Source organism: Pseudomonas sp. GW821-FHT05D12, from assembly GCF_059419825.1.
Map to the genome: position 1 here is coordinate 73086 of NZ_JBWKSN010000007.1, position 13799 is coordinate 86884.

The 13799-nt window shown below is 62.9% G+C and carries 14 protein-coding genes; 10 read left to right on the top strand and 4 right to left on the bottom strand.

Features of this window, described 5'->3' with window-relative positions:
* The first annotated feature begins 2 nt into the window (after positions 1–2).
* The 7 genes from hyi (at position 3) to AC07SI_RS14915 (ending at position 7677) form a co-directional block, all read left to right on the top strand.
* Entirely contained in the window at positions 3–785 is a 783-nt protein-coding gene (gene hyi / locus AC07SI_RS14885) for a hydroxypyruvate isomerase (RefSeq protein WP_495005972.1), read from the top strand.
* A gap of 164 nt (positions 786–949) precedes the next feature.
* Positions 950–1840 carry a 2-hydroxy-3-oxopropionate reductase gene (locus AC07SI_RS14890; RefSeq protein WP_495005973.1) on the top strand — a complete coding sequence of 297 codons (891 nt, stop codon included), beginning with the start codon at positions 950–952 and terminating at the stop codon, positions 1838–1840.
* A gap of 188 nt (positions 1841–2028) precedes the next feature.
* A complete protein-coding gene (locus tag AC07SI_RS14895) occupies positions 2029–3309 on the top strand; it encodes a glycerate kinase type-2 family protein (RefSeq protein ID WP_065901594.1) in 1281 nt (426 codons plus the stop codon).
* Entirely contained in the window at positions 3299–4714 is a 1416-nt protein-coding gene (gene pyk / locus AC07SI_RS14900; RefSeq protein ID WP_201143828.1) for a pyruvate kinase, read from the top strand. Before AC07SI_RS14895 ends, pyk begins: the two co-directional genes overlap by 11 nt.
* 121 nt (positions 4715–4835) lie before the next feature.
* A complete protein-coding gene (locus tag AC07SI_RS14905; protein WP_495005974.1) occupies positions 4836–5711 on the top strand; it encodes an urea transporter in 876 nt (291 codons plus the stop codon).
* Positions 5712–5742: 31 nt separating this feature from the next.
* On the top strand, positions 5743–6567 hold the full coding sequence (locus tag AC07SI_RS14910) for an ion transporter (protein WP_065901600.1): 825 nt from the start codon (positions 5743–5745) through the stop codon (positions 6565–6567).
* Positions 6568–6672: 105 nt separating this feature from the next.
* The gene (locus tag AC07SI_RS14915) at positions 6673–7677 is read left to right on the top strand and encodes a sulfate ABC transporter substrate-binding protein (RefSeq protein WP_065901602.1); all 1005 of its coding nucleotides are present in this window, start codon (positions 6673–6675) and stop codon (positions 7675–7677) included.
* A 126-nt stretch (positions 7678–7803) separates the two neighbouring features.
* On the opposite strand, the gene AC07SI_RS14920 is transcribed toward AC07SI_RS14915, so the two are convergent.
* Positions 7804–8418, bottom strand: coding sequence for a DUF5666 domain-containing protein (locus tag AC07SI_RS14920; RefSeq protein ID WP_065901603.1), 615 nt, complete (start codon positions 8416–8418; stop codon positions 7804–7806).
* Between the two features lie 178 nt (positions 8419–8596).
* Between AC07SI_RS14920 and AC07SI_RS14925 the strand changes: the two genes are divergently transcribed.
* Complete coding sequence (locus AC07SI_RS14925; protein ID WP_106804704.1) at positions 8597–9793, top strand: MFS transporter; 1197 nt, start codon at positions 8597–8599, stop codon at positions 9791–9793.
* A 6-nt stretch (positions 9794–9799) separates the two neighbouring features.
* Here AC07SI_RS14925 and AC07SI_RS14930 read toward each other — a convergent pair whose 3' ends face one another.
* Together AC07SI_RS14930 and AC07SI_RS14935 are read right to left on the bottom strand one after the other, a co-directional pair.
* Entirely contained in the window at positions 9800–10204 is a 405-nt protein-coding gene (locus AC07SI_RS14930; RefSeq protein ID WP_016978509.1) for a type II toxin-antitoxin system HicB family antitoxin, read from the bottom strand.
* Between the two features lie 11 nt (positions 10205–10215).
* The gene (locus AC07SI_RS14935) at positions 10216–10404 is read right to left on the bottom strand and encodes a type II toxin-antitoxin system HicA family toxin (RefSeq protein ID WP_495005975.1); all 189 of its coding nucleotides are present in this window, start codon (positions 10402–10404) and stop codon (positions 10216–10218) included.
* Between the two features lie 226 nt (positions 10405–10630).
* Between AC07SI_RS14935 and AC07SI_RS14940 the strand changes: the two genes are divergently transcribed.
* Together AC07SI_RS14940 and AC07SI_RS14945 are read left to right on the top strand one after the other, a co-directional pair.
* Complete coding sequence (locus AC07SI_RS14940; protein ID WP_495005976.1) at positions 10631–11287, top strand: peroxiredoxin-like family protein; 657 nt, start codon at positions 10631–10633, stop codon at positions 11285–11287.
* 14 nt (positions 11288–11301) lie between these two features.
* A complete protein-coding gene (locus AC07SI_RS14945; RefSeq protein WP_120447983.1) occupies positions 11302–12183 on the top strand; it encodes a LysR family transcriptional regulator in 882 nt (293 codons plus the stop codon).
* On the opposite strand, the gene AC07SI_RS14950 is transcribed toward AC07SI_RS14945, so the two are convergent.
* Positions 12173–13663: a M10 family metallopeptidase C-terminal domain-containing protein gene (locus AC07SI_RS14950; protein ID WP_495005977.1), complete on the bottom strand. Its 1491-nt coding sequence runs from the start codon at positions 13661–13663 to the stop codon at positions 12173–12175. The two genes, AC07SI_RS14945 and AC07SI_RS14950, sit on opposite strands and share 11 nt — an antisense overlap.
* Positions 13664–13799 lie beyond the last annotated feature (136 nt).

Genomic DNA, 13799 nt, shown 5'->3' on the forward strand with positions numbered 1-13799 from the left:
CTATGCCGCGCTTTGCCGCCAACCTGTCCATGTTGTTTACCGAGCAGGACTTTCTCGCCCGCTTCAAAGCCGCCGCCGAGGCCGGTTTCGAAGGGGTCGAGTACCTGTTCCCGTATGAGTTCAGCTCCGCCGAAATCAAGGCACAACTTGACGCCCATGGCCTGACCCAAGTGCTGTTCAACCTGCCGGCCGGTGATTGGGCCAAGGGCGAGCGCGGCCTGGCGTGCCACCCGGATCGGGTCGAGGAGTTCCGCGCCGGGGTCAACCTGGCCATCGCCTACGCCGAGGTGCTGGGCAATACCCAGATCAACTGCCTGGCGGGGATCCGGCCTGCCGGTGTCGATGATGCAACCCTGGAAAAGACGTTTGTCGCCAACCTCAAGTACGCGGCCGACAAGCTGCAAGCGGTGGGCATCAAGCTGGTGATGGAAGCCATCAACACCCGCGACATTCCGGGCTTCTACCTCAACAACACCGCGCAGGCCCTGTCGATTCGCGAGCAAGTGGGCAGCGCCAACCTGTTCCTGCAATACGACATCTATCACATGCAAATCATGGAAGGCGACCTGGCCCGCACCATGGCCGCGCACCTGGGCGAGATCAACCATATCCAGCTGGCGGACAACCCCGGGCGCAATGAACCGGGTACCGGCGAGATCAACTATCGCTTCCTGTTCGAGCATCTGGACCGCATCGGTTACACGGGTTGGGTCGGCTGTGAATACAAGCCGCTGACCACCACCGAAGCGGGTTTGGGCTGGCTCAAAACCCACAACGCGATCTGACTGAACAACACAAAACCCAATGTGAAAGCAGGGCTTGTGTGGGAGCTGGCTTGCCTGCGATGCAGGCAACTCGGTCTCTCAGTTAAACCGAAGTAATGCCATCGCAGGCAAGCCAGCTCCCACAAAAAGCAGCTCTCACATCGAATAAAGAGAGGATTTTCGTCATGGCTAAAATCGGATTCATCGGCACCGGCATCATGGGCCAACCCATGGCCGCCAACCTGCAGAAAGCAGGTCACCAACTGTTTCTCTCCGAGCATCATGGCAAGGCGCCGGCCGAGCTGATCGGTGCGGGCGCCATCGCGTTGGCCAACCCGCAGCAAGTCGCCCAGGAAGCCGAGTTCATCATCGTCATGGTGCCCGACACCCCGCAGGTCGATGACGTGCTGTTCCGCGCCGACGGTGTCGCCGCCGGCCTGTCACCCAACAAGGTGGTGATCGACATGAGTTCGATCTCCCCCACCGCCACCAAGGCGTTCGCCGCCAAGATCAACCAGACCGGCGCGCAGTACCTGGATGCGCCAGTGTCCGGCGGTGAAGTCGGCGCCAAGGCCGGCACCCTGAGCATCATGGTCGGTGGCGAGCCGCAGACCTTCGAACGCGCCCTGCCCCTGTTCCAGAGCATGGGCAAGAACATCACCCTGGTGGGTGGCAATGGCGATGGCCAGACGGCCAAGGTGGCTAACCAGATCATCGTCGCGCTGAATATCCAGGCGGTGGCCGAAGCGCTGCTGTTCGCCTCGAAGAACGGCGCCGACCCGGCCAAGGTGCGTGAAACGCTGATGGGTGGCTTTGCCTCCTCGAAGATCCTCGAAGTGCATGGCGAGCGCATGATCAAGGGCACCTTCGATCCGGGCTTCCGCATCAACCTGCACCAGAAGGACCTGAACCTGGCCCTGGCCGGTGCCAAGGAGCTGGGGATCAACCTGCCGAACACCGCCGGCACCCAACAGGTGTTCAGCACCTGCACGGCGATCGGCGGCGGCAACTGGGACCATTCGGCGCTGATCAAGGGGCTGGAGCATATGGCGAATTTTTCGATTCGCGATAAGTAACCCACCCCGCTTCCACCTTTGAGTGCGGTCGAATGTGGGAGCGGGCTTGCTCGCGAAAGCGGTGTATCAGTCAGCATGGATGTTGAATGTCAGAACGCATTCGCGAGCAAGCCCGCTCCCACATTTGATCGCATTCCAGCCTGGAATTGATGCCCCCCTAATAACAAGAATCCCCCGGGAGCCCGCTTATGTCGGTCGATCCGCAACACCTGCTTCGCGCGCTGTTTGCCACAGCCATCGACGCCGCCCACCCCCGGCAAGTCCTCGAACCTTATCTGCCCACCGACCGCAGCGGCCGTGTGATCGTGATCGGCGCCGGCAAAGCCGCCGCCGCCATGGCCCTGGTGGTGGAAAACGCCTGGCAGGGCGAAGTCTCTGGCCTGGTGGTTACGCGCTACGGCCACGGCGCGCCGTGCAAGAAAATCGAAGTGGTCGAGGCCGCCCACCCGGTCCCCGATGCCGCCGGCCTCGCCGTGGCCAAACGCGTGCTGGCATTGATCAGCAACCTGACCGAAGACGACCGCGTGATCTTCCTGCTGTCTGGCGGCGGCTCTGCCCTGCTCGCCCTGCCCGCCGAAGGCATCACCCTGGCCGACAAGCAAGCCATCAACAAAGCCCTGCTCAAATCCGGCGCCACCATTGGCGAGATGAATTGCGTGCGCAAGCACCTCTCGGCGATCAAGGGCGGCCGACTGGCCAAGGCGGCCTGGCCGGCGACGGTCTACACCTATGCGATTTCCGATGTGCCGGGCGACCAGGCCACGGTGATTGCTTCCGGCCCCACCGTTGGCGATCCGAGCACGTCGCAACAGGCGCTGGCGATCCTCAAGCGCTACGGCATCGACGCCCCCGCCTCGGTACGCAGCTGGTTGCAGAACCCGGCCTCGGAAACCGTCAAGCCGGGTGACCCGGCACTCGCGCGCAGCCACTTCCAATTGATCGCGCGCCCGCAGCAATCCCTCGAAGCGGTCGCGGTGAAAGTCCGCCAGGCCGGGTTCAGCCCGCTGATCCTCGGCGACCTTGAAGGCGAAGCGCGGGACGTGGCCAAGGTGCACGCCGGCATCGCCCGACAAATCGTGCAGCATGGCCAGCCACTGGCGGCGCCCTGCGTGATCCTCTCCGGCGGCGAAACCACCGTCACCGTGCGCGGCAATGGCCGTGGCGGGCGCAATGCCGAATTCCTGCTGAGCCTGACCGACAGCCTCAAGGGCTTGCCGGGCGTGTACGCCCTGGCCGGTGATACCGACGGCATCGACGGCTCCGAAGACAACGCCGGCGCCATCATGACCCCCTGCAGCTATGCCCGCGCCGAGGCCTTGGGCCTGTCGGCCAGCGACGAGCTGGATAACAACAACGGCTACGGCTATTTCGCCGCGCTCGAGGGCTTGATCGTCACCGAACCGACGCGCACCAACGTCAATGATTTCCGCGCCATCCTGATCCTTGAGACTGCCAAACATGACGCCTGACAAGAAGGTCAAAATCCTCGCCACCCTGGGCCCGGCCACCGACGGTATCGATGATATCCGCGAGCTGGTGGAGGCCGGCGTGAATATCTTTCGCCTCAACTTCAGCCACGGCGAGCACGCCGATCACGCCCAGCGCTACCAGTGGATTCGCCAGGTCGAGCGCCAGCTGAACTACCCGCTGGGCATCCTCATGGACCTGCAAGGGCCGAAGCTGCGGGTCGGGCGCTTTGCCGAAGGCAAGGTGCAATTGGTGCGTGGCCAGGCCCTGCGCCTGGACCTGGACCCCACACCGGGCGACCAGCGCCGTATCAACCTGCCGCACCCGGAAATCATCGCGGCGCTGGAGCCGGGCATGGACCTGCTGCTGGATGACGGCAAATTGCGCCTGCGGGTCATCACCAAGCATGCGGATGCCATCGACACCACGGTGCTGAATGGCGGCGAATTGTCCGACCGCAAAGGTGTGAATGTGCCACAAGCGCTGCTGGAACTCAGCCCGCTCACCGCCAAGGACCGCAGCGACCTGAGCTTCGGCCTGGAACTGGGTGTGGACTGGGTGGCGCTGTCGTTCGTGCAGCGCCCGGAAGACATCCGCGAAGCCCGTGAGTTGATCGGCGACAAAGCGTTCCTGATGGCCAAGATCGAGAAACCCTCGGCCGTGCAGCGCCTGCAAGAAATCGCCGAGCTGAGCGACGCGATCATGGTGGCCAGGGGCGACCTGGGTGTGGAAGTGCCCGCCGAGAGCGTGCCGCAGATCCAGAAAGACATCATCAGCACCTGCCGCCAGTTGGGTAAGCCAGTGGTGGTGGCCACGCAGATGCTCGAGTCCATGCGTTTCTCCCCGGCACCGACTCGCGCCGAAGTCACCGATGTCGCCAACGCCGTGGCCGAAGGCGCCGATGCGGTGATGCTGTCGGCGGAAACCGCGTCCGGCGAGTACCCCCTGGAAGCCGTGCAGATGATGAGCAAGATCATCCGCCAGGTCGAAAACGGCCCGGACTACCAGACGCAACTGGACGTCAGCCGGCCCAAGGCGGACGCCACGGTGTCGGACGCCATCAGCTGTGCGATCCGGCGGATCAGCAGCATCCTGCCGGTGGCGGTGCTGGTGAACTACAGCGAGTCCGGCAGCTCCAGCCTGCGTGCGGCACGGGAACGGCCGGTGGCGCCGATCCTCAACCTCACGCCGAACCTCTCCACTGCGCGCCGCTTGAGCGTGGCGTGGGGCGTGCATTCGGTGGTCAATGATCGGCTGCGCCAGGTCGATGAAGTGTGTTCGACCGCGCTGGAGATCGCCCAGGCCCAGGGGATGGCGCAGCGTGGGGATACGTTGGTGATTACCGCGGGAGTGCCGTTCGGGCAACCGGGGTCGACCAACTCGCTGCGTATCGAGACGTTGATCTAGCGTCTGTCCAGGCCTCATCGCGGGCAAGCCCGGCGCCCACATTTTGATTGGTGAACCGATTCAAATGTGAAGCTGGCTTGCCGGCGATTGGGGGCAACTCGGTCCCTCAGACTCATCCGCCATGCCCAACCAATCCTGCCCCGACTGGGCCGAAGCCTTGCTCAACGGCTTCAGCCAGATCTTCCTGCAGCGCCATCCCCTGTGTGGCCTGCTGTGCCTGCTGGCCATCCTGATCGGCGCCCCGGCCCTGCTCGGCGGGGCATTGCTGGGAGGCGTCGCCGGTTTGCTCACGGCCCAGCGCCGGGGTTATCCCAAGGCCGAACGCCAGGCCGGACTGTATAGCTACAACGGCGTACTGCTGGGTTTGCTGATCAGCCAGCATTTTACCTGGTCGGCCGTGCTGCCACCGCTGATCCTGGCGTGCGGCGGCTTGAGTGCGATGCTCACGCGACAATGGCTCAAACACGCAACCCGCCCCGATGACCTGCCCGCCTACACCGCGCCGTTTGTCGGCCTGGGCTGGCTGTTGCTGGGCAGCGTGCCGCCGAGCACGTTTGCACTCGGCGAAGCCGACACCCTGGCCGTCCTGGCCGCGCCCTTTACCGGGCTCGCGCAAATCATGCTGCTCGACCAGCCCCTGGCCGGTGCGCTGATCGCGCTTGGCCTGTGGCTGGCCAATCGGCGTGCCGCCCTCTGGGCCTTGACCGGCGCCCTCTGCGGAGTGCTGATCGCGCTGCTGCTCGACGAGACCGCCAGCGCCCTGCTCGGCCTGCACAGCTACAACCCCGCGCTGGCGGCACTGGCCCTGTGCCAGACGCGCCGCCACGTCTGGCAACCACTGCTCGGCATCCTGCTGGCAATCGTCCTCACGCCAGGCTTTGCCGCGCTGCACCTGCCGGCGTTGACCGCCCCGTTCATCCTCGCGTGCTGGCTGGTGCGTGCCGGTCGCCGGATGCTGGGTAAACCCCGCATGGACAGCCCCTTCGAATCCCCCTAGGCTTGCTCGATATTCGATTCAGGCGGGCTTTATGGACAGCAACAACGACTGGCGTCAGCGGCTCTACGTCATGGTTTTCCAAAGCGACACAGCGGCCGGCCGGCGCTTCGACAGCACCTTGCTGCTGATCATCCTCGCCAGCCTGGTGATTGTGATCCTCGACAGTATCCAGACCGTCCACGACAACTACGCCGACGTGCTGGCCTACATCGAGTGGGGCTTCACCATCATTTTCGCCATCGAGTACGGCCTGCGCCTGTACTGCTCGCCCAAGCCGCTGCGCTATGCCTTCAGCTTCTATGGGCTGGTGGATTTGCTCGCCATCGTCCCCGGCATCCTCGCGCTGTATTACAGCGACGCCCAGTACCTGCTGATCATCCGCATCATCCGGATGCTGCGGATCTTCCGCGTGCTCAAGCTCAGCCCTTACCTCAAGCAGGCCAACTACCTGATGGCCGCGCTGCGCGGCAGCAAGCAGAAGATCGTGGTGTTCCTGGTCAGCGTGTGCACCCTGGTCACCGTATTCGGCACCTTGATGTACGTGATCGAAGGCCCGGAGCACGGGTTTACCAGCATTCCCAAGGGCATCTATTGGGCGATCGTGACCCTGACCACCGTGGGCTTTGGCGATATCGTGCCCAAGACCCCGCTGGGCCAGGTGATTTCGTCACTGGTGATGATCACCGGTTACTCGATCATCGCCGTGCCGACGGGGATTTTTACCGCCGAACTGGCCAGTGCCATGCGCGGTGAGCAACTGCAAACCGACTGCCCGGTGTGCAACAAGAACAGCCACGAGCCCAACGCGGCGTTCTGCTCGCGCTGTGGCAATGCGCTGTTTAAGAAAGTGGAATAAGCAAAGTGCGTTTTAATCTTTAAGCGTCTATGCAGGCCCAGCTATAGTCGCTGGCAAAATGCCCTCACTCAATCGATAACCTTCTCGAACAACAAGGAATGAGCAGTGAAAAAACTCGTTAGCGCCTCTCTACTGGCCGCCGGCCTTGCCCTGGCGGGCGCCGTCCAGGCAGCCCCGGTCACTCTGCTCAACGTCTCGTATGACGTGATGCGCGATTTCTACAAGGACTACAACGCCGCCTTCCAGAAACACTGGGACGCCGAGCACCCGAACGACAAGCTGACCCTGCAGATGTCCTTCGGCGGCTCCAGCAAACAAGCGCGCTCGGTGATCGACGGCCTGCCGGCTGACGTGATCACCATGAACATGGCCACCGACATCAACGCCCTCGCCGACAATGGCAAGCTGGTGCCGGACAACTGGGTCACGCGCCTGCCGAACAACAGCGCGCCGTTCACCTCCGCCACGGTGTTTATCGTGCGCAAAGGCAACCCGAAAGCCCTGAAAGACTGGCCGGACCTGTTGAAAGACGGCGTGCAAGTGATCGTGCCCAACCCGAAGACTTCCGGTAACGGCCGCTACACCTACCTGTCGGCCTGGGGCTACGTGCTGAAAAACGGCGGCGACGAGAACAAGGCCAAGGCCTTTGTCGGCAAGCTGTTCAAGCAGGCACCTGTGCTGGACACCGGTGGCCGCGCCGCGACCACCACGTTCATGACCAACCAGATCGGCGACGTGCTGGTGACCTTTGAAAACGAAGCAGAAATGATCGCCCGCGAATTTGGCCGTGATCAATTCGAAGTGATCTACCCAAGCGTCTCTGCCGAAGCCGAGCCGCCGGTGTCGGTGGTCGACAAAGTGGTCGAGAAGAAAGGCACCCGCGCGGCCGCCGAAGACTACCTGAAGTACCTGTGGTCGCCGGAAGGCCAGGAAATCGCCGCCAACAACTACCTGCGCCCACGCGACGCGAAGGTACTGGCCAAGTACACCGACCGCTTCCCGAAAGTCGAATTCCTCTCGGTAGAGAAGACCTTCGGCGACTGGCGCACCGTGCAGAAAACCCACTTCAATGATGGCGGTGTTTTCGACCAGATCTACAGCGGTCAATAACTGAACAAACGCAGCCCCGTGTGGGAGCTGGCTGGCCTGCGATGCAGACACCTCGACGTATCAGGCATACCGAGGTGATGCTATCGCAGGCCAGCCAGCGCCTACATTAGGGGATGCGCCTGGCCCTTACATCGGCGGTGTCACGCCATCTTTGCCGGCCGAGATAGCCTGCGCCGTCACCGTCCCGTCCGCGTCCTTCGCCGCAAACATCACCACCTTCACCCCCGGCTTGAGCAAGCTGCGGTCGCCTGGCTCCAGGTTGACGATCGGCACATCATCCGGCACCACGATCTTCTGCTCGCCCCCTTTGTATTTGACGGTCAACGTCCGCCCGTTGCTGACCACCAGGTCGCCGACCGTGCCGTTGGTCATGCTGCTGCCTTCTTTGAGGTCGAACGCCCGGTGCCCGTCGCCCGTGCCGGCCATCGCCGGCGGGAACACATGCACTTCGAGGGCAGTCAGGGTGCCGTCGGCGTTGGGCATGGCAGCCGAGCCGATGTAGCTGCCGGGCTTGATCTCGTCGATCTTCGCCAGCGTCACGGCACGGACCTGGGTGTCTTTTGTCAGGTGCACGGTGACGTCTTCACCACTGTTGACCTTGACGTGCATCGCGTCGCCGTCGATCGCCGTGATGGCGCCACGCACACCCACGCGTGGGGCATCGGCCGCGTTCGCCAGGCCGACAGCCATGGCGGCGGCAAGGGTGGAAGCCAGGAGCATCTTGTTCAACGTGATCTTCATCGCAATGGATTTCCTGTTTCGGCAGTTGTGTCTGAATGTATCATTGCCGTTCGACGCGAAAGTTAACGTTTCAGTCATTAATTCCCGGCATGAGTGTTATCACCACCAGCGGCCTACTCGCCGTTGCACCTTGTCTCTACTCTCGCTCGCCTACTTCCTCCGCTTTTATGAGAACACCATGAACGCTACCTCACACCCTACAACCACCATGACCCGCGCGATGGTGATGCTGTTTGCGTTCTGCTGCGGCGCCATCGTCGCCAACATCTACTACGCGCAGCCGATCATCGAACTGATCGCACCGGACATCGGCCTCACCCCGGCGATGGCCAGCCTGATCGTGTCCCTGACGCAAATCGGTTATGCCCTCGGCCTGTTTTTCCTGGTACCGCTGGGCGACCTGCTGGAAAACCGCAAGCTGATGATCACCACCACCGTGGTGGCCATTGCGAGCCTGCTGGGCGCGGCCTTCACCGAGCAGCCGAATCTGTTCCTGCTGGTGTCGTTGCTGATCGGCTTCAGTTCGGTGTCGGTGCAAATCCTGATCCCGCTGGCCGCCCACCTGGCACCCGCCGAATCCCGTGGCCGGGTGGTGGGCAGCATCATGGGCGGGCTGCTGCTCGGCATTCTGCTGGCGCGGCCGGTGTCCAGCGTGGTCGCGGACCACTTCGGCTGGCGGGCGATGTTCATGGCGGCGGCCGCGTTGATGGCGTTCATCAGCGTGGTGCTGATGCTGACCATCCCCAAGCGCCAGCCTGACCACAGCGCCAGCTATGGCCAATTGCTCGGCTCGCTTGGCACCTTGTTGCGTGAACAACCCCTGCTGCGCCAACGTGCGTTCTACCAGGGCTGCATGTTTGCCACCTTCAGCCTGTTCTGGACCGCCGCACCGCTGGAGCTGGCGCGCAATCATGGGCTGAGCCAAAGTGAGATCGCGTTGTTCGCACTGGTCGGTGCCCTGGGTGCCATCGCTGCGCCCATCGCCGGCCGCCTGGCCGATGCCGGCCACACTCACCGCGCCTCACTGCTGGCCATGCTGTTTGCCGTGCTGAGCTTCCTGCCAGCCTTCGTGCACCCGCTGTACAGCGTGATCGGCCTGGCGGTGACCGGCGTGGTCCTGGACTTCTGCGTGCAGATGAACATGGTCCTCGGCCAACGCGCGATCTATGCCCTCGACGCCAACAGCCGCAGCCGCCTCAACGCGTTGTACATGACCAGCATCTTCATCGGCGGCGCCTTCGGCTCGGCGATTGCCAGCAGCGTCTACGAGCACGGTGGCTGGCTGGGCGTGATGCTGGTGGGCAGTGCGTTCCCGCTGGTGGCGTTGTTGCGCTTCTTGAGCGCTTCGCGCCAGGCCACGGTCGCCACGGCCTGATCGCCCTCAGGAGCGCACCAGCTTCTCCAAGGCCGCGTCCGCCAGGAATGACGAGCGGCTTTTGACCTTGTGCTCGCGCACATAACGGTCGATGCGCTGGATGACATAACCGGGCAAGGTCACGTTGACCTTCTCGGTCTTGCCCAGATAGGGCGAGATGTCCAGCTCGAGCATGCCCCAGCCCATCCCGGCGTAGTCTTCATGGGCGTGATGATTGGCCACCGACGTGGGCATCGGAATCGGCCCACCTTCGGCGGCGATTTCTTGCAGCATGATGTGCGCGACTTCCACGGCGGCGTTGTACGCCTCTTCGAAACTGTCCCCGGCGGTGACCGCGCCTGGAATATCGGGGATCTGAATACCGGTGGCGGTAAAGTCATCGCCCCATTCGATACAGATTGGGTATTGCATGAATGCTCTCCTTAAAACTGAAACAGTCCGGCGCGTTTCCTGATGCTTCTGACGGTGCCCAGCGGCAGGTCCTTCTCGGGGTGCGGCACCGGGATCGTGTACGGGTTATAGCGGTGAGTAAAAATGTGATGACTGCCCGTGACCCGATCCAGCACCCAACCCGCCTCTTGCAGCTCCTTGATCAATAGCCTGCTTTGCACCGCAGCCTCCTTGGCTTGGTCGGAATAAAAGTAACCCTAGAGTTATCTTTACTCAAGCACAGAATCAGGGATCCCGACTGGCGGCTGTTTTACCGAATGTTGGTATTACACGCATTCATTCCCTCGACGCATAAATCCTATGCCCGGCAGCCCGCTTCTACCCGCGCACCGCCGTGCCCATCATCCCCTCCAGCCAAGCCGGCTCATCTCCCGAGGGACTACCGCCATGACACTTCAAGCCACACTTGATGCCTTCCGCGCTGACTTCAAAGCGGGCAAGCCGCCCTATAACGCGCCCGCGCATATCCATCCGATCATGGAGCGCGCCACCGCCGAGCTGATCGCCAGCGGTGCAGCACAACGTGCCCTCAAGGTGGGAGACAAAGCGCCGCTGTTCAGCCTCAAGGACGCCGACGGCAACGCGGTGTCCTCGGCCAGGCTGCTGGCCCAGGGGCCGCTGGTGCTGACGTTCTACCGAGGTGTGTGGTGCCCTTACTGCACTATGGAATTGCAGGCGTTGCAGGCGTTTCTGCCGACACTGACGGCGGCTGGCGCCCAGTTGCTGGCCCTGTCGCCGCAAACGGCCGCCAACAGCCGCAAATCCACGCGCATTGCCGGGCTGGGGTTCCCGATCCTCAGCGACACCCACAACGACGTCGCCGATGCGTTCGGGCTGCGCTTTCAATTGCCGGATTATTTGATCGAACTCTACAAGGCGCTGGGCAACAACCTGCCGCTGATCAACGACGATCCGGCCTGGACACTGCCCATGCCCGCCCGCTATGTGATCGGCCAGGACAGCGTGATCCGTTACGCCGAGGTCAACCCGGATTACACTCAACGCCCGGAACCCTCGGCGCTGCTCGACGCCCTCACCCGATAACCCAAGGACACCCGATGGACCGCCTTACTGCCATGGAAACTTTCGTCCACGTTGTCGAAACCGGTTCGTTCTCGGCCGCTGCCAAGCGCCTGGGCATCGGCCAGCCCGCCGTGTCCAAGAGCATCGCGCAATTGGAAGCACGCCTGGCGGTGCGCCTGGTGTTGCGTTCGACCCGTGGCCTTACGCCCACCGAGGCAGGCCTGGCGTTTTTCGAGAAAGCCCGGCGCGCCATCGACGAAGCCAACGAGGCCGACGACGCCGCCCGGGGAGCCGGCGCCGGGCTGTCGGGCAACCTGCGTATCAGCGCAGCGGTGACCTTCGCCCGCATGCATATCATTCCGCACCTGGGCGCGTTCCTGGAGCAGTACCCGGGGGTGAATGTCGACGTGGTGCTCGATGACCGCACGCTCAATCTGGTGGAAGAAGGCATCGACGTCGCCCTGCGCATGGGCAACCTGGATGACTCCAGCCTCACGGCGCGCAAGATCGGTGAATCACCCTGCGTGATCCTCGGCACGCCGGCCTACTTCGAACGCTTCGGCGAGCCCGCCACCCCGGCGGACTTGCTGCAGCACCAGGCGATCATCTACACCCGAGGCGAAGGCTCGCACTGGAACTTTACCCAAGGCGACACGCATTACCCGCTCGTTGCCCATGGCCGCGTGCGCGTGACGGCGGCGGAAGGCGTGCGCGCCGCCGTACTGAGCCATCTGGGCCTGACACTGTCTTCCAGCTGGATGTTCGCGCCGGAGCTGGCCAGCGGCGAGGTCAAGCGCGTGCTGGCGGACTGGCATTTGCCGCCCCGGGATTTGTGGGCAGTGTTCCCCACCGGCCGGATGGCGAGCGCCAAGGCACGCGCGTTTGTGGAGTATGTCGAAGCGCTGATCAACGCCTGACAACGTTCAGCACTAACTGCAGCAAGGTCGACAGCGTCGTGGCGAGCATTTCGCTTAACACTGAAATCATGCCTGCGGTCGGATCAAGCGGTGCCGGTAGCGGTGGTGCGGGCACGGGTGCTGGCGACGGCGCCGGTACCGGTGCTGGCACGACCTTCGGCACCGTTTGCCCCTGCCACAGCACATCCCCCGGCTTGATCTGGCCGATGCCCTTGACCATGAAGCCGGCATTGCCCGTGCCCATCAGGTCGATCTCCAGGCTTGAACGACCCGTGGCAGCGTCATGCTTGAGCACAGCCTCCCCGGCCCGCCCACTGAACCGGTCAGTAAACATCAGGGCGCCGACACCCGCCTCTCTCAAGGCGCCCGAGACATCGAGCCTGTCGACCCCGGTGGTGAAGTCCTCGATCACGTCCGGCTGCTGCGGTGTGGAGTCACTGGCCTTGTCGTAGATAAACGTATCCGCGCCCCCACCGCCGCGCAATGTGTCGGCCCCCGCACCGCCCTTGAGCCGATTGTTCGCGTCATTGCCCGTCAACACATCGCGTCCGGCACCGCCGATGGCGTTCTCAACCGTGCAGCCTTTGGCGATGGAGACATTGCCCTTCAAGCCACCCACATCGGAAAACGACTCGGCCTTCAGGCTGATGTTCTGGTTCTGGGCAAACCCGGAAAAATCCAGGGTATCGTCCCCCCCGCCATCCCAGACGCAGAAGATCGGTTTGTCCGTGGCGCTCTTGAGGGTCATGGCTTCGCGCTCGGTATTGGAGTTGAAGCCATAGGTGGTGTCGGTCTTGCGGGTCTGGTGATTGGCCCCATACAGCCGCTGCACCGCGGCAATGTCATCCATCATCGGCGCGCTGGGGTTGGAGTGGCGAAAATCATGACCGGCCTGATGCTTTTCGGACCAGTAGCTCATGACACTGCGCGCCTTGGTGTCACCGGCATACACAGCGCCATTGTCATAAGTGGAACCACCGCCATTGTAGTTACCCGGATGCTGCAGGCCGATGGCGTGTCCGATTTCATGCACAGCGGTGAGCGAAAAGTGGCTGTCCAGCCCCGGCGAACTGCCTGATTTCAGTGTGCCAATCGTCGCGGTGGTACTGCTGGTGGCGCGCGTGGGTGAGATGGCGACGCCACGGTCTCCACGTGGGTTGTTCTTGACGTGAACCGTGCAGTCCGCACCTGCCGCCCGCTCCCTGAAACTGATATTGGCCACGTCCTGCCAGGACTGGGCGGCCTGGCGCACACGTTGCTGCTGCGCAGCAGAGAAAGTGGGATCGACGGTGTAGGAAAGATCTATCTTGTTGTCGTTATTGCGGTCGTGAAAGTGCAGGTTATCGCGGGTGATGTGCTTGCCCGCCTGGTCGGTGGTGTAGGTCGGCTTGCCGCTGGCGCCCACGCCAAACGGTCCGGGATCGGCAAGCGGCAAGGTTTGCTGTGGGGGTGTACGCGATAAAGACTCAGAACTGATCATGGGAATTTGCGCTCTTTCTAGAGGATAAATGAGCCAGACACGTGAGCATCGGCTGATTGAATTTCCCTGCAAAAATGAGTGCGCAACAGCCTTTATTTAGTTCGTCCTGAAACAGCGCGGCGTGGGGCAACACCTG

Bases quoted from the DNA above. Each gene is read 5' to 3' on its own strand.
- hyi (WP_495005972.1), top strand. From the start codon at position 3: ATGCCGCGCTTTGCCGCCAACCTGTCCATGTTGTTTACCGAGCAGGAC.
- AC07SI_RS14890 (WP_495005973.1), top strand. From the start codon at position 950: ATGGCTAAAATCGGATTCATCGGCACCGGCATCATGGGCCAACCCATG.
- AC07SI_RS14895 (WP_065901594.1), top strand. From the start codon at position 2,029: ATGTCGGTCGATCCGCAACACCTGCTTCGCGCGCTGTTTGCCACAGCC.
- pyk (WP_201143828.1), top strand. From the start codon at position 3,299: ATGACGCCTGACAAGAAGGTCAAAATCCTCGCCACCCTGGGCCCGGCC.
- AC07SI_RS14905 (WP_495005974.1), top strand. From the start codon at position 4,836: ATGCCCAACCAATCCTGCCCCGACTGGGCCGAAGCCTTGCTCAACGGC.
- AC07SI_RS14910 (WP_065901600.1), top strand. From the start codon at position 5,743: ATGGACAGCAACAACGACTGGCGTCAGCGGCTCTACGTCATGGTTTTC.
- AC07SI_RS14920 (WP_065901603.1), bottom strand. From the start codon at position 8,418: ATGAAGATCACGTTGAACAAGATGCTCCTGGCTTCCACCCTTGCCGCC.
- AC07SI_RS14925 (WP_106804704.1), top strand. From the start codon at position 8,597: ATGAACGCTACCTCACACCCTACAACCACCATGACCCGCGCGATGGTG.
- AC07SI_RS14930 (WP_016978509.1), bottom strand. From the start codon at position 10,204: ATGCAATACCCAATCTGTATCGAATGGGGCGATGACTTTACCGCCACC.
- AC07SI_RS14940 (WP_495005976.1), top strand. From the start codon at position 10,631: ATGACACTTCAAGCCACACTTGATGCCTTCCGCGCTGACTTCAAAGCG.
- AC07SI_RS14945 (WP_120447983.1), top strand. From the start codon at position 11,302: ATGGACCGCCTTACTGCCATGGAAACTTTCGTCCACGTTGTCGAAACC.
- AC07SI_RS14950 (WP_495005977.1), bottom strand. From the start codon at position 13,663: ATGATCAGTTCTGAGTCTTTATCGCGTACACCCCCACAGCAAACCTTG.